This is a genomic window from Gordonia gummivorans (assembly GCF_022513585.1).
In the GTDB taxonomy this organism is placed as follows: domain Bacteria; phylum Actinomycetota; class Actinomycetes; order Mycobacteriales; family Mycobacteriaceae; genus Gordonia.
In genome coordinates this window covers 40,880-60,841 of the sequence record NZ_JAKWBF010000005.1, presented here as the reverse complement: position 1 = coordinate 60,841, position 19,962 = coordinate 40,880, and the positions used below count along the sequence as shown (strand labels likewise).

Genomic DNA, 19,962 nt, shown 5'->3' with positions numbered 1-19,962 from the left:
GGGGGAAAACACATCCGATGAAGCTCAACAGATTCGTGGCCATTGCCACCTTGGTGATCGCAGCCATGGGCGTCGCCAGCGGGACCACGCACGCAGCACCAAGAACGGAGGATGCCACGCACTGGAATGTCACACGTCACGGCCAGAATGTCGTGGTCGCCACCGACAACGGGACGCTGTCGCAGTCGAATGGCCAACTGCGCCTGCACAACCGGTCCGGACGCGTCGTCGAGACCGTTCCACTGATCGTGGCGGTCGACGACTATGCACATCCGGTCGTCGCACAGGTCACCGCCAAGAACGCAACCCTTCGGCTCGACACGAGCCCAGCACTTTCTCGCTTCCAGCCCGTGAAGCACAAGGCCGATCTACAGGCAGCCGTGTCCGGGGTTCGCGACAACATCACCTTGAGCGCCGCCATCGGTGGATACATCGGTGCGGCTTCGGGTTTGACCGTCGGCTGCATACTGGGCGCCGTCGCGGCCGGGGTGGTGTCGGCTCCCGCTGTACTACTGTTCGGCGCCGGACCGCTGGCCGGTTGCATCGGCGGCGCGCTGCTACTCGGAGCCGGCGCATCACTGGCCGGAACCGCGATCGGCGGCATCGGCGCAGCAATTGCCAACGCAGGACCGTTCATCCAGCTACTCAACCAGCCGAAGAAGAAGGACAAGTAGCCCGGACGCATCGGATCCCCTCGTCGTTCAGAGCCCCAGATACTCGAGCGCCGAGGGGATTCCGGTATACCTCACTCGCTCACCGCGCCAGCACGGACGCCGTGTACTTGGGCCGCCAGTTGTTGGTCAGCAGTGCACCGAAGTTGTCTTCACGGTTGTTGGTCGAGGTTCCCGAGTCCCGGACCGAGTAGATGAACGCCGGACCGCAATAGCCCGACACCGCGGCCGCCCGGAGCACGTCGACGATCTGGGTGGCCTGCTCGCGTTGGGAGACCATCTCATTCGATCCGAATCCGGGTGGCGGCGTCCGCGACCCGAGAGCAACCGGCTTGGTGGGGGCGCCCATCTCGGTCAGCCAGATCTTCTTGGCGCCGTCGCCGTTCGCGACCATCACCGCACGAATCTGGCGCGTCTCAGTCCACCCGTTCGGTGCGGCCCCGATGCCCTTCGGGAACACATAGGGATGCATCGCGGCAGCGTCGAAATAGCCTCTGGCACCTGCCGCATACATCCGGCGAACGAAGTCGACGGCACCAGCGGCCGGACTCAATCCTGCGGCCACCACCGTCGACGACGGCTGAACCGACTTGATCGCCCGGTAAGCGGCCTTGAGCAGTGCCGTGTATTGCGCGGGGTTCGCGGGTTGGAGCCCCCAGAAGATCGGGAGGTTCGGTTCGTTCCAGATCTCGTGCCGTGTGACGTCGGGATAGCGCTTGATGAACGCCTTCATGAAGTCGCCGAGTCTCGCCGGATTCGACGGTGGAGCGTAGATGGACCCGAGCGCGCCGCCCTGGCGTGCCCACGTCGGCACGGTCAGCACGATGGACAGCACCTTCAGATGGTGTCGCCGCGCGGCACCGATGACCCGATCCGGCATGGTCCAGTCGTAGCGGCCGCGGACCCGTTCGACGGTCCGCCAGTCGACCATCACCCGCAGCCACTGCGCGTCGGTCTTCGACACCGCTGCCAATTCACGCTCGAGATCGGCAGCACCGAGAAACAGCGTTGCCGCACCTTGCGAGAAGCCGTAGCCGGCGGCCGGCGTGCGGACCGCGGCCTGTGCCGACGTCGGAGTCACCGCGACCGCTCCACCCACCAGCGGCAATACCATCGCGGATATCACCACGATCACGTGACGGACCCTCGCTGAACGCATCGTGCCTCCCGACGTCGACGATGTCAGCGAGTCTATTCCGAGTCCGACTACGCGGCGTGGGAAATGCGCATCGACCCGTCAACGACACGAATCGCGTTGTGCTGCTGCGCGAGTCCGATCTTGGCCAGCAATGCGACACAGGGCAGCAGGTTGGCGTCGACGCCTGCCTCGGCGGATGCGGTGACGTCGAAGCAGGTCACTTCCGTCAAGGTCGAGGGCTTCCAACCGTCGCCGCGCAACCATTGCAGATCGCGACTACGAGTGAGCGGCGCCAGCACCAACCTGGCAGGCACGACGTCGGTGGCGGCCCGCTTGGTCCACCACAGCACGCCGTCGACGTCGACCTCCGGCATCTGCGGACCCGACGGCAACACCTCGCGCATCCTCATCGGGGACTTGTCGAAGACGACCATTCCTGTCGCACCGACCTGTGCCAGGCCCCGTGCATCGTCGGCGTCGACCTCGAGGGAGGCGAGTACGTCATTCACTGCGGCGGGCACCCAGACCGGCGCCAAGTCCTTCAACACGTCCACCGCACGGAGGGCATGCACAAAGGTGCCGCTGAGCAGCCGCTGGAGATCCTCGTCGTCGGCGTGTTTCTGCACCGCCCTGTCGAACTCGCTGTCACCCGGGCCCGAGCCGGAATCCTCGAGGTCCTCGATCTCGAATTCCAGATCGAAGAGGCGTTGCTCGAGAATGTGCAGGTACTGCAAGTACTCGTAGGCTAACGCAAAGTACGCCTCGCCCAGCTCGTCATGTATCCGCGGCAGGGCGCCGGCCAGCCACAGACGTGACCGTCGAGTCGAATGCGATCGTGCGCTATGTCGGTTTCCCATGCGCGCAACCGTAGGTCGGCGTCGGCCTGACGCCGCCGCAAATTCCACAGGCACGCTCGCGCCACCCACAGCGAATGCACAGCCTCGCCCAAGACCGTCCGTAACCTGCGGGTTCATCCTCGGAACATGAGAAGAATCCGCAACCCCCGCCCCGATGTGACACTGGTGGTCCTCGACGACGATGCCTCCGTCGCCGACCACGCGCGCACGCTGTTCGCCGCGCAAGCCCCGCTGGCCGTCGTCAGCGCCCACTACTCGCAAGTGGTTCCGTTCATGCTCGGCAACAACGGATACACCGTCGCGCTGGTCGCCGACGTCGACGACCCCAACCAGCTCGCCGAAGCCATCGCGATCACCGAACAACGACTCGGCACGGTTGCCGCTGTCGTCCGTTACGCCGCCGACCTCCCACACAGCGCACCGTCGGGAACCGTAGCCGCCTGATCAGGCAATACAGCTGCTGACAGCCGACGCAAGGCGACGCAAGCGCCACGACAGCGGCATCGGTCATCGTGGTGGCATGACAACAACCACGAGTACCGACCTGCCTGTGCAGACGTCGGCCGGCACCTCCGGTGACCTGGCGATCGACGCACACGGCCTGGTCAAGCACTTCGGATCGACCCGCGCCGTCAACGGCGTGGATCTGGCCGTACCCACCGGATCGGTGTACGGCGTGCTCGGCCCCAACGGAGCCGGGAAGACCACCACGGTGAGCATGCTCGCCACCCTCCTACGACCGGATGCCGGCACGGCCACGGTCTTCGGCCACGACATCGTCCGCGAACCCGTCGCGGTGCGTTCGCTCGTCGGCGTCACCGGGCAGTATGCGTCGGTCGACGAAGACCTCACCGCGACGCAGAACCTCGTCCTCTTCGCCCGGCTGCTCGGCTTCTCCCGCCCCGCGGCTCGTGCGCGATCCGAGGAACTGCTCGAACAGTTCGCGCTCACCGAGGCAGCCGACCGGCCATTGAAGAACTTCTCCGGCGGCATGCGACGACGCCTCGATCTGGCCGCCAGCCTCATCGACACTCCCCCACTGCTGTTCCTCGACGAGCCCACCACCGGCCTCGATCCCCGAACACGCGCCCAGATGTGGGACACCATCCGCGACCTCGTCGCTCGCGGGTCCACCGTGTTGCTCACCACCCAGTACCTCGACGAGGCAGACCAGCTCGCCGATCGCATCGCGGTCATCGACCACGGCGTCGTGATCGCCGACGGCACTGCCGACGAACTCAAGCAATCGATCGGCGCGAGCACGCTGCAACTCACCCCCGTCGACAAGTCCGACGCGGCACGGGTCTGTGAGATCACCGAGCAGGTTCTCGGTGAACAACCCACACTGTCCCCGGAGGCAGCCCGCATCACCGTCGGGCTGCATCGTTCCGACCTGGTGCCCGACGTCCTGATCGCCCTGCGCGAGAACAACATCGCCATCGACGAGATCACGGTGCAGAAGCCGAGTCTCGACGAGGTGTTCCTCACCATCACCGGCCAGCCGGCCGACACCGACGATTCCGATGAGGTGGCCCGATGACCACGATCACCCGCTCGCCCGCGCCCCGCGCGATCACCACGCGACCCGCACGCACCGAGACCAAGACCTCGGTCAGCCTCACCGAGGCTGTGCGCCAATCACTTTCGATGGCCTATCGCGGAGTCCTGAAGATCCGCCACAATCCAGAGCAACTGTTCGACGTCACGCTGCAGCCGATCATCTTCACCCTGATGTTCACCTACATCTTCGGTGGCGCCATCAGCGGTAGCGTCCACGACTATCTGCCCGTCATCATTCCCGGCATCCTCGTGCAGACCGTGATCACCACCTCGATCGTGACCGGCACCCAGTTGCGCGAAGACATGGACAAGGGCGTGTTCGACCGCTTCCGCTCGCTACCGATTGCCCGGATCAGCCCACTGGCCGGGGCGCTGCTGGCGGACATGATCCGCTACCTGATCGCCACCACACTGACCATCGTCATGGGCATCATCATGGGCTGGCGGCCCGACTTCTGGGGCACCATCGCTGCAGCTGTGCTGGTGATCGTGTGCAGCTTCGCGATCTCCTGGATCTTCGCCCTCATGGGCTGCGTGATGAGCAAAGCCTCTGCCGTACAGGGAATCTCGATGCTGATCCTGTTCCCGCTCACCTTCATGTCCAACGCCTTCGTGCCGGTGGACACCATGCCCGGCTGGTTGCAGACGTTTGTGAACATCAACCCGATCAGCCACATCGTGACCGCTGTCCGCGAACTCACCGCCACCGGTCATGCCGGTATGCACGTGGTGTGGGCGCTCGTCGGTGCTGCCGTGATCACCGCGGTGTTCGCGCCGCTGGCCGTGCGTGCCTACATGCGCAACACCTGATCTGATCGGGCTTGCGCACTCCGTCGCGACGCCAGGATCGCTCGGACCTCGTCCAGCGCCTGGCGTCGCGACATCGTTCGTATCTCGTCCGACAGGTCGGCCCACTGATCCGACGACAGTCCGGAGACCTCGGCCAGCTGTGTGTGCACGTGGTGCAGCGACGCATAGTCTTGTCGCGCACCGAGAACCGCCGAGAGCGCGAGCAGTCGCGGACCGTCGGCCGACGTGGGCTCCGTGCGAGCAAGCACGTACCCGATGGCCATGGCCGACGCACCGGCCTGCGGCCGGTCGAACCAGCCCAGCGGGCCGTACATCGAGTGCAGACCGTCGGCGAGCACACTCACATACTCGCCTGCACATTGGCCGTCACCGGCACGCATCAGTCCGATCATCGCGGCCCCGATGAGCATCACCATGCCGGGATCCTCCGCGCCGAACGGGTGGTCACGGTCGATCAGCCGGACAGCCTGCGCGTAGGCGACTCGTGCGGATTCGACGTTGCCGCGCGCCAATTCGAGTTCCGCCGCACCGATCATCATTCCGCCGACGACCTCCGGATTGCCCTGCGGGTCGGGATCGCCCGGTCGCCAACCATCGGCGACGACTGCAAGTTCGGCGGCGGCTTCGTCGAGACGCCCATCCGCGACCAGGGCGGCCACCAGCGCCGATCGTGCCTGCAACTCGTCGTCGCGGGCCCCCAGTCGCGACAGCGCCTCGATCGCCTCGCGATAAAAAGGGATTCCCGACGACCACAATGCCTGCTGCGCGTAGATGCCGGCGATCGAGGTCTGCGTCATCGCCGACATCCAGGTGTTGTGTTGTCCCTTTGCGAGTTCACGCAGCGCGAGTCCGTCAGACAGTGCACGGCCGAGATCACCGAAGTTCTCGTGTCCGTTCATCAGCGCCGACAACGCGACGACCCGCACCTGATCCGTCTCAGATCGCGCCGCCCGGACCATATAGCGCACGGCCGCAAACATATTGGGGCTCAGCACCCACGCCGACATCAGTTCGGTCGGCTCCTCGTAGTTGCGCTGCGGCCGATGCAGCCGGCGCAGATAGTAGCGGCCGGTGGCCACGCCGCGCAGGTTACGCCGCATCATCAGATGCGCCATCGAGGCGAGCACCGTGGCCTGCCACCTGCGACGCGTGTCGTCGTCGGGATCGGTTGGTGGAGGTGGCAACACGGCCATCAGCCGCCCACCCCAGGTCATCACCTCACCGTGCAAGCCGCGCGCCATCCAGAATCCGCCGAGCACCGGGAAGACCGTGACCATGGTGTCCACCGCCTCGGCGGCCCGATCAGGCGGCCCAGCGTGAACCGCTTCGGCACAGCCGCGCAACACCCAGACGAGGTTCTCGACGTCGGCGGCGATCCGGTCGAACAGTTGCTCGTCGACGCGACGCGCGTGCAGTTTCTCCACCTCGACCGCAAAGCGGCGCGCCCAGCGCCACATCGAGCGATCCACGGCATCCGATTCGGCCGCGACAAGCTTCTGCTCCCCGAATTCGCGCACCATCTCCAGCATCCGGTAGCGGATGTTCCCATCGGTTTCGACCACCGTCAGCAGTGATTGGTTCACCAGTGCGGCCAGCACGTCGACCAGGCGAAAACCGTCCTGCCGCAGCATTGTTGACGCCGTATCCACGGTGAATCCGCCGGGGAGCCGGCACAGACGACGCATCGCCGACTGCGCGTCGGAATCCAGGAGATCCCAGCTCCACTCGATGACGGCGTAGAGAGTGCGGTGCCGGTCGGGCGCGGTTCGGTCCGTACCTCGCAACAGGGCGAAACGTTCGGTGAGGCCTTCCGATATCTCGGAAACGCTCATCGTCCGCACACGGGCAGCGGCGAGTTCGATTGCGAGCGGCAATCCGTCGAGATGTCCGCACAATTCGGACACGTCGCGTCGGGACAGCCGCGCGTCCGGACGAATGGCCTGAGCCCGACGCTCGAAGAGTTCGACGGCGGATCCGCCCTCCCCGACATCGAGCACGGGGAGGAGATAGATCCGCTCGGCCGCCAGCATCAGCGGCGAGCGACTGGTGGTCAGTATCGACAGTTCCGGTTCTGCGGCAAGGAGATCGGCGACGACGCGGGCACAAGCGTCGATGACCTGTTCACAGTTGTCGAGGATCACCACCGCCCGCTGGCCGCGTACCGCGTCGACGAGCCGGCCGGCCAGATCACCCACAGCCAGCCGCGGACGGCCGCCACCGCCGAGCTCGGTCTCTCCCACGCCCAGGGTGGTCGCGATCGCCGCGACCACGTCGTCGTCGTTGCGGATCGGGGCGAGCGGCACGTAGAAGACGGGACGGCCCCCCTCGGCCACGGTGCGGCCGACCCGTTGGGCGACACGGGTTTTGCCGACTCCACCCGGGCCTTGAACGGTGACGAGTCGATACCGGCCGAGCAGCCCGACGATGGTGGCGATGTCGTCGTCGCGCCCGATGAGTTCCGATACCTCGGTGCTCAGCCCGACGCTGCGGCCACGGCGCAGTGGCTTCGGGGCGGGGGTCTCGGCCGCGACCAGTTCCGCGTTCAGCGTGGCGATCTCGGGTCCGGGGTCCACACCGAGTTGCTCGGACAGTGCCCGACGCAGTCTCGCGAAGACGGCGAGCGCTTCGGGTACCCGCCCCTCACCGGCCAGCGCGCGCATCAGATCGACGTGCGCGGGTTCATCCAACGAGTCAGCGGCGCAACGCTTGTCGGCCAGCTCGCGTGCCAGTGCGTAATCACCGTCGGCCAACGCCAACGTGGTCCGACGCTGCTCGAGCACATCGCGGACCCGGCCGGCCCGTGTCCGCAGCTCGGCATCGAGGTCCGCCTCGCCGTCGTCGCCCAGATCGTCGCCGGGAACGCCCCGCCACCACGCCAGTGCCGCATCGAGATCCGCCGGGTCGGGTGACTGCGCGAGCTCGGCGACGATGTCGAGATCGGCACGGCAATCGGCGATGCGGTACCCGTTGCCGACACCTTCCAACCGGCCGTCGCCCAAGAGTGGCCGCAACCGAGAGATCTGCGTGTGCAGCGCCGACACCGGCGATTTGGGCGGTTTGTCGCCCCAGACATCGGCTATCAACCGTTCCGCGGAACGGATGCGACCGCCGGCCAACGCCAGGGCGACCAGCAGTCGGCGTGCGCGAACACCAGGGACCGGCGCCAAGCCCTCGGGACCGCCATCCACCGCACCCACAGCGACCGGCCCGAGCAGGCCGATCACTGTGTGGCTGGTGGTCGGATACACCCAGCAAGATTAGCGCCAACGCGGAACCTCCCCCGCCCTGGCGTGTATGAATGGACGCATGCCGCGCAGCTATCAACTCGAGCCCGTCGCCGACGTCGCATTCTTCGACGACGCGCCGATCACCTACCGCATCGACGTCAATCTGCCGGTGACGCCCGCCCGAGCGTGGTCGGAGCTCACCCGGCAGAACACTCTCGACTGGTGCCGGGCGATCAAGTCGATCGAGTTCACGTCGCCCGCTCCCTACGGTGTCGGAACCACCCGCAAGGCAGCCCTTCCCGGAGCCGGGCTGTCCGAACACTTCTTCGTGTGGGACGAGGATGCGTCAACGGGCAATTACCGCAACGCCTTCTACGCCACGACCATGTCGGCGCCCGGGGTGCGACGATTCGGCGAACTCACCCAGGTCGCTCCGGCCGACGTCGGCGCTCGCCTCGTGTGGCTGTTCGGCATAGAGCTGGGCAGCTCGGCGAAGCTGGTGAACGCATTCTCCGGACCGACCGCGTCGAAGGTGTTCAAGACGGTCGAAACGGACACGCTCCGGCACTTCGCGAACCTTTCCCCGCAGACCTGAGTTTCCGGCTCATCACTCCCACCGCTCCCTGCTGAAGTGCGAGCTTGCGAGCCTCCCACCGCTCCCTGAGGTGCGAGCTTGCGAGCCTCGAAGGGGCATGGTGAGACAGCGATGTCGTCTCACCAGTCTTCGAGGCTCGTCGCTTGCGCTCCTCACACCTCAGCCAGCGGGAGGGGGCTTCGAGGCTGCACCTCAGCAGCGGGAGGGGGCTTCGAGGCTGCACCTCAGCAGCGGGAGGGGCTTCGAGGCTGCACGTGAGCGAGCGGAAGCGACTACAGGTGCCCGCCGGCGGCCGACCGCGCGGCGTCGACCACCTCGGCGATCCCGCCGCCACCGTCGGCGGCAAACCGGACCATCCCGGCGTCGTCGCAGGTTCGCAACACGAGGGCCACCTCGTGAGCGGCGTCGTCGGAGCGTTCTGCGGCGGCGAGGCAGAGAGCCAGTAGTCGCCTGGCCTGCAAGAGAGCGCGTCGACGCCGAGTGCCGGTGAGGCGCTCGACCCACTCTCGGCCCACCGGCACGCGAGCTCGGGATCACGGGAGTCCTTGAGCAGCAGGCGGATCGCTGCCTCTTCCTCGGCTTGCGCGACGATCTGAAACCAGCCGGTGGCAGTGGAGTCGCGATGCTCGAAGTCGACGCGTGGTGCCAGAGCACGCCGGGTTGGCACCTCGAGCGCGACCAGTTCACTCTCGACGTAGGCGCGGAGTCGTCGGGCACCGAGACGATCGGCAACCGCACCGGCGTCCTCGAGGAATCGGGCCCCGGCGTCGAGGTCGCCTTGCGCAACGGCAAGTCGCGCGGCGGTGACGTACCGCGCTCGGATCATGTCGATGATCCCCTCGTCCGGCTCCAAGATGAGACTCTCTTCCAGCAGCCCGCTCGCTTCCTCGGAAGCGCCTCTCTGATAGAGCAATTGGGCCAGCAGTCCAGCGGCCAGACGATACGCCTGCGTTCGACCGACGCCCGGACGCAACGACACCTGCAGTGCGCTGCGCAGGCTTCGCTCCGCAAAGTCGAGTTCGAGTTCCTCGATGAAGGCGAGGCCGTCGAGCGCATGACCGTACATCACGGCATATGCTCCCGTGTTCTGCTCATGAAACGGCGCAGCCCATGCCTGCATCCGATGCGCCTCGTCGAAGTCGAGGCGCAGCGTCGCGGTCATCGTCGCCACGTCGGCGGCCGACGACACCACGAAGGGAGGCAACGATTCCGGCCGGGACAGGCACTCGGCGATCAGGCCGTCGATGCGGTCGACGCGATCTGCGGTGGCGTCGGTACACGCGAGTGCGACGTCGGCCTCGATCCGCATTCGGGCCATTCGGGGCTGATCATCGGCAACGGCATCAAGCCCCGCATTGACCCGGTCGATGGCCGCGCGCGCCCGATCAGTGTGGTGCAGAAGCACATTCGACCACGCAACCGTCAGTTGCAGCCGCGGACTGGTGACCACCACACTCGGTGGCAGTTTGTCGATGAGACCGAGCACCGTCGACATCTGCGAATGCTCCAGCAGGGTCCGGCCATCGGCTTCGACGAGTTCCACCGCGCGCCGGGTATCCCCTGCCGACAGAGCGTGATCGACGGCTTCGGCGAGCATGTCGTGATCGCCGAACCACTCCGACGCACGGACATGCAGACCGGTCACCGCATCCGGATCGTCGCGCTCGAGTCGACGGCGCAGGAACTCCAGGAACAGCGGGTGGTAGCGGAACCAGTCGCCGTCGGGATCTGTCCTGCGCAGGAACAGGTCTCGCGACTCGATGTCCTCGAGGAGGGCCTGCCCGCGGGTTTGTCCGGACAGGGCCGACGCCAAGCCGGCGCAGATGTGGTCGGGCACCGACGTCGTCAGGAGGAACCGCAGGATATCGGGCGGCAGTGTGCCCAAGACGTTTTCGGCAAGGAAGTCACCGATCGCCCGATGGCGACCGGAGATGTTGGCGATCAGTTCGGCCGGTGAATCGTTGCCGCGCAACGACAGACACGCCAGCTGCAGCGCCGCGACCCAGCCGTCGGTGGAATTCCACAACTCGGTGATGTCGCGGCTCTCGAGGTCCAGTCCGGCCACATCGACCAGGAAGGTGCGCGCCTCGTCGGCGTCGAAACACAGTTCCGCGATGTCGATCTCGACGAGTTCGTCGGAAACCCGCATGCGGCTGATCGGCAGACCCGTCCTCGATCTGCTGGTGATGAGCAGTTGAAGATGATGGCATCCGTGGTCGAGCAGGAACTCCATTGCGGCAAGAGCGGCCGGATCGGTGACCCGATGCCAGTCGTCGACGACGACGAGGATCACCTCGCCCCGCTCGTGGATGGTGTCGATCAGGGTGGTCAGGGCGTGGAGATCGGCACGCTCCCGGTGGTCTTCGAGCACGTCGTCGAGGTCGGCGGTGACCTCGGGATCGACCCGCCGGATCGCCTCGATCAGGTGGGTGGTGAACCACGACGAATTGTTGTCGTCGTCGTCGACGGTCAGCCACGCCACGTGCACGCCCTCACCGTGACGCCGTTCCGCCCACTGTGCGGCGACGGTCGTCTTCCCATACCCGGCCGGGCCGTGGATCAGGATGAGGCGGCGGCGTTCGCCGGCGCTCAGGATGTCCATCAGGCGTTCTCGCGCCACCTGCGCGCGCGGCCGCAACGGCGGCCGGAACTTGGTCGCCGGGGTGGGCGGCGCGGTCGTCGCCCCCGATCGTCGCCCCGGCGTCCCGCCGAGCGTTTCCGCGGGCTTACGGGTGGGCAGCGCCATCTCGACGGGCGCCTGACCGCACCGCGTCACGATGTCCTGCAGTTCCTCGCCGTAGGCTGCCGCGCTCTCGGGACGTTCGGCCGGCTCGCGCTCCATCGCGTGTTCGACGGCGCGCGACACCTCGTCGGGAATGTCGCCGCCACGGAGATCGGGCACCGGTTCACTGGCGATCCGCAGGAACTGCGCCACCACCCGTTCACCGCTGCGCCGCTCGAACGCGGCATGTCCGGTGAGCGCGCAGAAGAGGGTCGCGCCGAGGCCGTACAGATCCGACGCGACGCTCGGCGCATCGCCGACCAGCAATTCGGGTGAGGTGAACGCGGGCGACCCGGTGACCATGTCGGCGCCGGTCTCGAACCCGCCCACGATCCGAGCGATACCGAAGTCGGTCAGCTGCGGTTCGCCGTACTCGGTGAGCAAGATGTTGCCGGGCTTGATGTCGCGGTGCAGAATGTCGGCCCGATGCGCCGTCTCGAGGGCGCCCGCGATCTTGATTCCGAGACGCATCACATCCGGCCAGGCGAGCGGGCCATGTTTGCGGATGTGCGCGTCGAGCGAATCGTGCGGGTGATACGGCATCACGATGAACGGCATGCCGCTCGGCGTCGAACCGATCTCGAGGATGTTCACGATGTTCGGATGCCCCGACAGCCGCCCCATCGCCCGCTGCTCGCGGAAGAAGCGTTCCAGACTCGCCTCGTCGAGGTGATCGGTGAGGATCTTGATCGCGACGGTGCGCTCGAGTCCCGGCTGCTCCGCGCGGTATACGGCGCCGAATCCGCCGCGGCCGATCAGCATCGGGTCGCCGAATCCGGCCGCAATCAACTCTGCGGCGGCGTCGGGGCTGACGTCGCGCTGTGTCGACAGCGGATCGAACTCGACCATCGGTGTCCCTCGGTCGGCCCGGGACCTTCGACCCGGGCTACCAATCCAGACTAATCCGACCCGCAAGCCCCCGGCCCCAAACGGACCCGACGGTTCACCCTCGTAGGAAACCGGCGTCGGCCAGCGCCGCTCGCAACTCGCGCTGATGGTCGTGCCCGCGTGTCTCGACGCTGACCGTCACCTGCACCTCGTCGAGATACAGATCGTCGGCGACGCGGGAGTGCACGACGTCGAGCACGCTGGCCCCATGGTCGCGCAGCAACTCCAGGAAGGCGATCAGCCCGCCGGGACGGTCGGAGATGGTCGCGGTGACCGTCAGGTAGCGCCCAGCCGCGGTGAGTCCGTGCGTGGTCACGTGGGTGAGCAGGAGCGGGTCGATGTTGCCGCCGGACACGACGACACAGACCTTCCCGGAGAGGTCGGCCAACTCCGGTGCCATCATCGCCGCGACACCTGCTGCACCCGCGGGTTCGACGACGAGTTTGGCACGTTCGAGAATCGTGAGGAGTGCCGTGCTCAGCATGTCCTCGCTGACCGTGACGACCGAGTCCACGTACGCCGTCACGTGCTCGAACGGCACCTCTCCGGGCATCGCGACGGCGATACCGTCGGCCATCGTGTTCATCGACTCCGCCGCGACCGGACGATTCTGCTGGATCGATCGGGGCCATGCCGCGGCGTCCGCCGCCTGCACCCCGATCACCTTCACCTCGGGACGCTGCACTTTGATGGCCGCGGCCACTCCGGCGAGCAGCCCGCCACCGCCGAGCGGCACCACCACCGCCGACACATCGGGCATCTGTTGCAGGATCTCCGCACCCACGGTCGCCTGCCCGGTGACGATGTCGGGGTGGTCGAACGGGTGGATCAGCGCGGCGCCGGTCTCCTGGGCATACCGCTTGGCCGCGACGAGCGCCTCGTCGACGGTCGAACCCTCCAGAACCACCTCGGCGCCATAGGCTTTGGTGGCCGCGATCTTGGGTAGTGACGCGCCGGTCGGCATGTAGACGCGCGACGGGATGCCGAGTTCCGTCGCCGACCACGCAACACCCTGCGCGTGGTTGCCCGCACTGGCCGCGACCACACCACGGGCCCGCTCGTCGGGCGCGAGTCGCGAGATCCGCAAGTAGGCGCCGCGTGGTTTGAAGGAGCCGGTGCGCTGCAGATTCTCGCACTTGAGCCACACCTCGCAGCCCGAGCGCTCCGAGAGCACCCGCGAGGCGACCAACGGGGTTCGACGCATCACCGGGGCGAGCGCCGCCACCGCGTCGTCGATGTCAGTGCGGGTGATCAGCATCGGCGCCTTCGGATTTCAGGCCAGTGCGTTGTCGAGATCACCGAGGATGTCGTCGATGTCCTCGATGCCCACCGACAGGCGAACCAGATTCGCCGGCACCTCGAGCAGCGAGCCCGCGGTCGATGCGTGCGTCATCGCACCCGGATGCTCGATCAGCGACTCGATCCCGCCGAGCGATTCGGCAAGCGTGAAAACCTCGGTGCGCGCGCAGAACTCCTTGGCCGGCTCGATGCCGCCCTTCACGAGCACCGACACCATGCCGCCGTAACGCTTCATCTGCTTACTCGCGGCCCCGTGGCCGGGGTGTGTCGACAGCCCCGGATAGAGGACGCTCTCGATCTTGTCGTGCGACGACAGGTAGTCGACGACCTTCTCGGCGTTGTCGCAGTGCCGATCCATACGCACCGCAAGGGTTTTGATGCCGCGCATGGTCAGGTATCCGTCGAACGGGCCGGGTACCGCACCGGCGCCGTTCTGCAGGAACGCGAACGCCTCGTCGAGTTCCTCGGAGTCCGTGATCAGGGCACCCCCGACCACGTCGGAGTGTCCGCCGAGGTACTTGGTGGTGGAATGGAGTACGACGTCGGCACCCAGCAACAACGGCTGCTGCAGGTAGGGCGAGGCAAACGTGTTGTCCACCACCAGTTTCGCGCCCGCGTCGTGCGCCACCCCGGCCAGCGCCTCGATGTCGCCCACGTTCAGCAGCGGGTTGGTCGGGGTCTCGGTCCAGACGAGTTTGGTTTCCGGTCGGACCGCCGCGCGCACCGCGTCGACGTCGGTGACCGGGGCAACCGAATAGCTGATCCCCCACTGGCTGAACACCTTGTCGATGAGTCGGAACGTTCCGCCGTACGCATCGTTCGGGATGACGAGATGGTCACCGGGACGCAGCGTCGAGCGGAGCAGTGTATCGGTGGCCGCCATGCCGGATCCGAAAGCGCGACCGTAGGTTCCATGTTCGAGCGCCGCGAGATTGGCTTCGAGAGCACGCCTGGTGGGGTTGCCGGTGCGGCCGTATTCGAATCCGTCGCGCAGCCCGCCGACCCCGTCCTGGGCGAAGGTCGAACTCGCGTAGATCGGCACGTTGACCGCGCCGGTCTGCGGATCCGGGTCGTACCCGGCGTGGATTGCTCTGGTCGAAAAGCCTTGCCAGCGAACAGAATCCGCAGCGCTGCGCTTCTCACTCACTCGATGCTCCTAACCGACGATGGGGTGGGTGCTGACAAAGGCCAGCAGGTCGTGGCGGGTGATGACGCCGATGGGTTTGCCTTCTTCGACCACCATGAGGGCGTCGGATTCGCTCAGCGCCTTGGTCGCCGCCGACACCGGCTCGCCGGACCCGATCAACGGGAACGGTTCGCCCATGTGCGCCGACACCGGGTCGGCGAGGCTCGCTCGTCCTTCGAACACCGCGCTGAGCAGATCCCGTTCGGTGACCGCACCGGCAACCTCGCCCGCCATCACCGGCGGCTCGGCCCCGACCACCGGCATCTGGGAGACGCCGTACTCGCGCAGGATCTCGATGGCGTCGCGCAGTGTCTCCTGCGGGTGGGTGTGCACGAGGTCCGGTAGCGCGCCGGTCTTGCCCCGCAGGACGTCGCCCACCAGCGACTCCTTGGTCTTCCCGTCGAGGGGCGTGCGCAGGAATCCGTAGCTGCTCATCCACTCGTCGTTGAAGATCTTGGCCATGTAGCCACGGCCGCCGTCGGGCAGCAGCACCACGACCACCGCGTCGGGCCCCTCGCGCTGCGCCACCTGCAGGGCGGCCACCGCGGCCATCCCGCAGGACCCGCCCACCAGCAGTCCCTCCTCGCGGGCGAGTCGGCGCGTCATGTCGAAGGAGTCGGCGTCACTCACCGCGATGATCTCGTCGGGCACGCTCGGGTCGTAAGCGTCCGGCCAGAAGTCCTCACCGACGCCTTCGACGAGGTACGGGCGACCGGTTCCACCCGAGTACACCGAACCCTCCGGGTCGACGCCCACCACCTTCACCGCGCCGCCCGACACCTCTTTGAGGTAGCGACCGGTGCCCGTGATGGTCCCGCCGGTTCCGACCCCCGCCACAAAGTGGGTGATCTTGCCGTCGGTGTCGTTCCAGATCTCCGGGCCGGTGGTCTCGTAGTGACTCTGCGGACCCGCCGGATTCGCGTACTGGTTGGGCTTCCATGCGCCCTCGATCTCGCGAGTCAGGCGGTCTGAGACGCTGTAGTAGCTGTCGGGGTGTGACGGCTCGACGGCGGTCGGGCAGACCACGACCTCGGCGCCGTACGCGCGCAGGACGTTGCGCTTGTCCTCGCCGACCTTGTCGGGGCACACGAACACGCACTTGTAGCCGCGCTGTTGCGCCACCAGGGCGAGTCCGACACCGGTGTTACCCGACGTCGGCTCCACGATGGTCCCGCCGGGCTTCAGCTCGCCGGAGCGCTCGGCCGCGTCGACCATGCGGACGGCGATGCGATCCTTGCTGCTTCCACCGGGATTGAGGTACTCGACCTTGGCGGCGACGAGACCCGATCCGGGCGTGGTCACCGAGTTGAGTTTGACCAGCGGGGTGTTGCCCACCAGATCAACGACGTGATTGGCAATGCGCATGCGTCCATCGTCCCATGCCCGACGATTAGACTGTGGGCCGTGTCCGACGTGGGTGATGGTGCGACCGACAACCGACTCCGTGACATCGGCGCCACCGTGGCCGCCGCGGCAGCGAGCGCCGGTGCGTCATGGGCGTTCTACAACTTTCTGCACTATCAGGCTGCCGCCGCCCGGACGACCATTCCGCACCGCACCGACAATGCACCCGACGGCGACGGGATCTACTACCCCGACGGCACCGGGCCCGTGCCCTATCGGCGCGACCACCCCGTCGACCTCCACCTCACCGTCTTCGGTGACTCCACAGCGGCAGGACTCGGCGCCGACACCGCCGACGAAACACCTGGCGTGATCCTCGCCCGCCGGGTCTCGGCGGAGACCGGGCGAACGATCCGGTACAGCAACAAGGCGATCGTCGGCGCCACGTCGCGCGGGCTTGCCGCGCAGGTGGAGGCGATGCACATCGCCGGCGACCGGCCGGATATCGCGGTCATCCTCGTGGGCGCCAACGACGTGACCGCGACCAACGGCATCCGCTCGTCGGCCCAGCGGCTCGGCGAGGCGGTACGGATGCTCGTCGCCGGCGGCGCCGCGGTGGTCGTGGGGACCTGCCCCGACTTCGGCGTCATCACCGCGATACCCCAGCCGCTTCGCACGGTGTTGCGCCGGTGGGGTCTGCGGTTGGCGGCCGCCCAGCGCGGTGCCGTGCGTTCGGCGGGAGGCCGTCCGGTACCCATGGCCGACGTCATGGCCAAGGAGTTCCTCGCCAAACCGGAGCACATGTTCTCCCCCGACCAATATCACCCGTCCGCAGCGGGTTACGCGCTGGCCGCCGACATCCTGTTGCCCGAGGTGCTGGCCGCCATCGGCGAATGGGGGCCGGCTCCGCTGCCCGAACCTCCGGAGGTGTCGGAGGCCGCCGAGCAGAATCGACTCATCAATCGGGTGCGGCGCGCTATCGGTGTCTCTTGAGCAGCCCTGACCAAGCACCCGCTTGGTAGGCAGGTGTAGCTTGGGCTCATGCCTGAAGCCGTGATCGTTGCCCATGCCCGCTCCCCGATCGGCCGCGCCGGGAAGGGGTCGCTCAAGGACGTCCGCCCCGACGAACTCTCCCGCCAGATGGTCGCCGCCGCGCTCGCCAAGGTCCCCGAACTCGACCCTGCCGACATCGAGGACATCCATTGGGGCATCGGACAACCCGGCGGCCAGGGCGGGTACAACATCGCCCGTGTGATCGCCGTCGAACTCGGCTACGACCACATCCCCGGTGTCAGCGTGAACCGCTACTGTTCGTCGTCGTTGCAGACCACGCGCATGGCTCTACATGCCATCAAGGCCGGCGAGGCCGACGTGCTGATCTCCGGCGGCGTGGAGAGCGTCTCGAGCTTCGGGATCTCGGGCGGCGCCGACGGCGCACCGAACTCCAAGAACCCGGTGTTCGACGAGGCGCAGGCCCGGACTGCGAAAGCCGCCGAGGGTGGCGCTCCGGCGTGGACCGACCCGCGCGCGGACGGCCTGATCCCCGATGTCTACATCGCGATGGGCCAGACCGCCGAGAATGTGGCGAGTTCCACGGGCATCTCTCGCGAAGACCAGGACCGCTGGGGCGTGCTCAGTCAGAACCGCGCGGAGGACGCCATCACGGCGGGCTTCTTCGAGCGCGAGATCGACGCGGTCACCCTGCCCGACGGCACGCTCGTGACCACCGACGACGGTCCGCGCGCGGGCACCACCTACGAGAAGGTGTCGCAGCTCAAGCCGGTCTTCCGTCCGGATGGCACCATTACCGCCGGAAACGCATGCCCGCTCAACGACGGCGCCGCCGCACTGGTGATCATGAGTGACACCAAGGCCAAGGAACTCGGTCTGACGCCCCTCGCGCGAGTCGTCGCCACAGCGGCCACCGGCCTGTCTCCGGAGATCATGGGCCTCGGACCGATCGAGGCGATCCGCAAGGTGCTGCGCGTCTCGGGCATGTCGATCTCCGACATCGATCTCGTCGAGATCAATGAGGCGTTCGCCGTGCAGGTGCTCGGCTCGGCCGACGCACTCGGCATCGACCACGACAAGCTCAATGTCTCCGGCGGTGCCATCGCCCTCGGCCACCCGTTCGGCATGACCGGCGCCCGCATCACCACGACCCTGCTCAACAACCTGCAGACCCACGACAAGACCTTCGGCATCGAGTCGATGTGCGTCGGTGGCGGACAGGGCATGGCGATGGTGCTCGAGCGGCTCAGCTGACCCGAAGATTCGGAGATTAGCCCGCTGACCTGGGCAAATACGTCAGCGTCGTGCTCGCAGAATCTAGGGGAAGAGTTTTCCTCCCCTAGGTTCAGAGTCCTCCCCCAGAAGTTTCTAGGGGAGGACTCTGAGAGTAGGGGACGAAGTTTCTTCCCCTATTTTCTGCGGGCGCCACGAGCGCGTGGCGCGTTCCGCGGAACGCGCCGATCGATGGTCGCGGGCTCGACGACGCAGGTGCTCGCGTTTCTCCCATTTCCTCGCAATGCATCGCGCGCAGGTGGGAGACACGCGAGCAGATGTCACCAGCACCCCCTTGAGCGGGAAGTGTCCGCCGCACCAACGACGAAGGCCTCGCACCCATTGGTGCGAGGCCCTCGTCGTGGTCATTGCTGCGACTAGTCGGAGTTGAAGTAACTCAGCAGGCGCAGGATCTCGATGTAGAGCCAGACCAGGGTGACGGTGAGGCCCAGTGCCACACCCCACGCGGCGCGCGACGGCGCACCGGCGCGGATGAGGCGATCGGCGGCGTCGAAGTCGAGCAGGAAGCTGAACGCCGCGAGCGCGATGCAGACGAGCGAGAAGACGATCGCCAGCGGGCCACCGTTACGGAGACCAAAACCCTCACCACCGTTGAACAGGCCGATCACGAGGTTGCCGAGCATCAGCACGATCACGCCGATCATTCCGGCGAACAGCATGCGCGTGAACCTTGGAGTGACGCGGATGGCGCCGACCTTGTAGACGACGAGCATTCCGAAGAAGACACCGAAGGTGCCGAGCACGGCCTGCCCGATCAGCGCACCCGCCGAGACGGAATCCCCAACCATGAATTCGGCGAACACGAACGAGATGGCACCGACGAAGAGGCCTTCGAAGACGGCGTAGGCCAGCACGATCGCCGGGTTGTCCTGCTTGCGCCCGAACGATGCGACCAGTACGAGAACGAAGCCGACGATCCCGCCGAGCGCCATCATGGGCGTCGCGAGTGCGGTGTTCTGGTCGACGAGGAAGTACGTGGCGATCGCCGAGATCGTCAGCACTGCCAGGGTGATGGCGGTCTTGGTGACGACGTCGTCGATGGTGAGCTGGCGAGTGCTCGGCGGCGCCGGCTGGGTGTACGGGTCGACCGGCCGTCCTTGCTGATCGACCTGCTGTCCGTACTGGTTGAACATCGCGGCCTGTCCGGCGCCGGCCATGCCGGTCCCGAAGCCCGCGTACCCGGTCTGATTGTCGCGGACCACCCCGCGCATCACCGGATTGCTACTCTCTCGCACGAAGCGCTCCTTACGTTACGGATATCTGATTCGTTGCGGATATCTGTGGTGACAACGACGGCGACT

Annotated in this window: 15 protein-coding genes; 7 read left to right on the top strand and 8 right to left on the bottom strand. The window is 66.8% G+C overall.

Going from position 1 to position 19,962, the window contains the following annotated elements:
- Positions 1-17: 17 nt before the first annotated feature.
- Positions 18-674, top strand: a complete 657-nt coding sequence (locus MKW15_RS05575; protein WP_240856589.1) for a hypothetical protein — start codon at positions 18-20, stop codon at positions 672-674.
- Positions 675-753: 79 nt separating this feature from the next.
- On the opposite strand, the gene MKW15_RS05570 is transcribed toward MKW15_RS05575, so the two are convergent.
- Both MKW15_RS05570 and MKW15_RS05565 read right to left on the bottom strand, forming a co-directional pair.
- Positions 754-1,830: a hypothetical protein gene (locus MKW15_RS05570; protein ID WP_240856588.1), complete on the bottom strand. Its 1,077-nt coding sequence runs from the start codon at positions 1,828-1,830 to the stop codon at positions 754-756.
- Positions 1,831-1,877: 47 nt separating this feature from the next.
- Positions 1,878-2,666 (bottom strand): hypothetical protein, encoded by a 789-nt coding sequence (locus MKW15_RS05565; protein WP_240856587.1) that lies wholly within the window; start codon positions 2,664-2,666, stop codon positions 1,878-1,880.
- A gap of 126 nt (positions 2,667-2,792) precedes the next feature.
- On the opposite strand from MKW15_RS05565, the gene MKW15_RS05560 reads away from it, so the two are divergent.
- The 3 genes from MKW15_RS05560 (at position 2,793) to MKW15_RS05550 (ending at position 5,036) form a co-directional block, all read left to right on the top strand.
- Complete coding sequence (locus MKW15_RS05560) at positions 2,793-3,110, top strand: hypothetical protein (RefSeq protein ID WP_240856586.1); 318 nt, start codon at positions 2,793-2,795, stop codon at positions 3,108-3,110.
- Between the two features lie 76 nt (positions 3,111-3,186).
- Positions 3,187-4,206 carry an ATP-binding cassette domain-containing protein gene (locus MKW15_RS05555; RefSeq protein WP_240856585.1) on the top strand — a complete coding sequence of 340 codons (1,020 nt, stop codon included), beginning with the start codon at positions 3,187-3,189 and terminating at the stop codon, positions 4,204-4,206.
- Positions 4,203-5,036 (top strand): ABC transporter permease, encoded by an 834-nt coding sequence (locus tag MKW15_RS05550; RefSeq protein WP_240856584.1) that lies wholly within the window; start codon positions 4,203-4,205, stop codon positions 5,034-5,036. The genes MKW15_RS05555 and MKW15_RS05550 overlap by 4 nt, the downstream gene beginning before the upstream one ends.
- Here MKW15_RS05550 and MKW15_RS05545 read toward each other — a convergent pair.
- Entirely contained in the window at positions 5,018-8,284 is a 3,267-nt protein-coding gene (locus tag MKW15_RS05545; RefSeq protein ID WP_240856583.1) for a BTAD domain-containing putative transcriptional regulator, read from the bottom strand. The two genes, MKW15_RS05550 and MKW15_RS05545, sit on opposite strands and share 19 nt — an antisense overlap.
- A gap of 58 nt (positions 8,285-8,342) precedes the next feature.
- On the opposite strand from MKW15_RS05545, the gene MKW15_RS05540 reads away from it, so the two are divergent.
- Entirely contained in the window at positions 8,343-8,858 is a 516-nt protein-coding gene (locus MKW15_RS05540) for an SRPBCC family protein (protein ID WP_240856582.1), read from the top strand.
- Here the strand turns inward: MKW15_RS05540 and MKW15_RS05535 are convergent.
- The 4 genes from MKW15_RS05535 to MKW15_RS05520 all read right to left on the bottom strand — a co-directional run bounded on the left by MKW15_RS05535 (position 8,800) and on the right by MKW15_RS05520 (position 16,378).
- Positions 8,800-12,489, bottom strand: a complete 3,690-nt coding sequence (locus MKW15_RS05535; protein ID WP_308221015.1) for a protein kinase domain-containing protein — start codon at positions 12,487-12,489, stop codon at positions 8,800-8,802. The two genes, MKW15_RS05540 and MKW15_RS05535, sit on opposite strands and share 59 nt — an antisense overlap.
- 94 nt (positions 12,490-12,583) lie before the next feature.
- The gene (gene ilvA, locus MKW15_RS05530; protein WP_240856581.1) at positions 12,584-13,786 is read right to left on the bottom strand and encodes a threonine ammonia-lyase; all 1,203 of its coding nucleotides are present in this window, start codon (positions 13,784-13,786) and stop codon (positions 12,584-12,586) included.
- Between the two features lie 15 nt (positions 13,787-13,801).
- Positions 13,802-14,974: a cystathionine gamma-synthase gene (locus tag MKW15_RS05525; protein WP_240856580.1), complete on the bottom strand. Its 1,173-nt coding sequence runs from the start codon at positions 14,972-14,974 to the stop codon at positions 13,802-13,804.
- Between the two features lie 9 nt (positions 14,975-14,983).
- Entirely contained in the window at positions 14,984-16,378 is a 1,395-nt protein-coding gene (locus MKW15_RS05520; protein ID WP_240856579.1) for a cystathionine beta-synthase, read from the bottom strand.
- Between the two features lie 39 nt (positions 16,379-16,417).
- Here MKW15_RS05520 and MKW15_RS05515 point away from each other — a divergent pair, with 39 nt between their 5' ends.
- Complete coding sequence (locus tag MKW15_RS05515) at positions 16,418-17,350, top strand: SGNH/GDSL hydrolase family protein (RefSeq protein ID WP_240856578.1); 933 nt, start codon at positions 16,418-16,420, stop codon at positions 17,348-17,350.
- Positions 17,351-17,398: 48 nt separating this feature from the next.
- Positions 17,399-18,622: an acetyl-CoA C-acetyltransferase gene (locus MKW15_RS05510; RefSeq protein WP_240856577.1), complete on the top strand. Its 1,224-nt coding sequence runs from the start codon at positions 17,399-17,401 to the stop codon at positions 18,620-18,622.
- A gap of 395 nt (positions 18,623-19,017) precedes the next feature.
- On the opposite strand, the gene MKW15_RS05505 is transcribed toward MKW15_RS05510, so the two are convergent.
- Positions 19,018-19,896 carry a Bax inhibitor-1/YccA family protein gene (locus tag MKW15_RS05505; protein ID WP_240856576.1) on the bottom strand — a complete coding sequence of 293 codons (879 nt, stop codon included), beginning with the start codon at positions 19,894-19,896 and terminating at the stop codon, positions 19,018-19,020.
- Positions 19,897-19,962: the final 66 nt, after the last annotated feature.

Coding starts and splice junctions, on each gene's coding strand:
- MKW15_RS05575 (WP_240856589.1), top strand. CDS start 18: ATGAAGCTCAACAGATTCGTGGCCATTGCCACCTTGGTGATCGCAGCC.
- MKW15_RS05570 (WP_240856588.1), bottom strand. CDS start 1,830: ATGCGTTCAGCGAGGGTCCGTCACGTGATCGTGGTGATATCCGCGATG.
- MKW15_RS05565 (WP_240856587.1), bottom strand. CDS start 2,666: ATGGGAAACCGACATAGCGCACGATCGCATTCGACTCGACGGTCACGT.
- MKW15_RS05560 (WP_240856586.1), top strand. CDS start 2,793: ATGAGAAGAATCCGCAACCCCCGCCCCGATGTGACACTGGTGGTCCTC.
- MKW15_RS05555 (WP_240856585.1), top strand. CDS start 3,187: ATGACAACAACCACGAGTACCGACCTGCCTGTGCAGACGTCGGCCGGC.
- MKW15_RS05550 (WP_240856584.1), top strand. CDS start 4,203: ATGACCACGATCACCCGCTCGCCCGCGCCCCGCGCGATCACCACGCGA.
- MKW15_RS05540 (WP_240856582.1), top strand. CDS start 8,343: ATGCCGCGCAGCTATCAACTCGAGCCCGTCGCCGACGTCGCATTCTTC.
- MKW15_RS05535 (WP_308221015.1), bottom strand. CDS start 12,489: ATGGTCGAGTTCGATCCGCTGTCGACACAGCGCGACGTCAGCCCCGAC.
- ilvA (WP_240856581.1), bottom strand. CDS start 13,786: ATGCTGATCACCCGCACTGACATCGACGACGCGGTGGCGGCGCTCGCC.
- MKW15_RS05520 (WP_240856579.1), bottom strand. CDS start 16,378: ATGCGCATTGCCAATCACGTCGTTGATCTGGTGGGCAACACCCCGCTG.
- MKW15_RS05510 (WP_240856577.1), top strand. CDS start 17,399: ATGCCTGAAGCCGTGATCGTTGCCCATGCCCGCTCCCCGATCGGCCGC.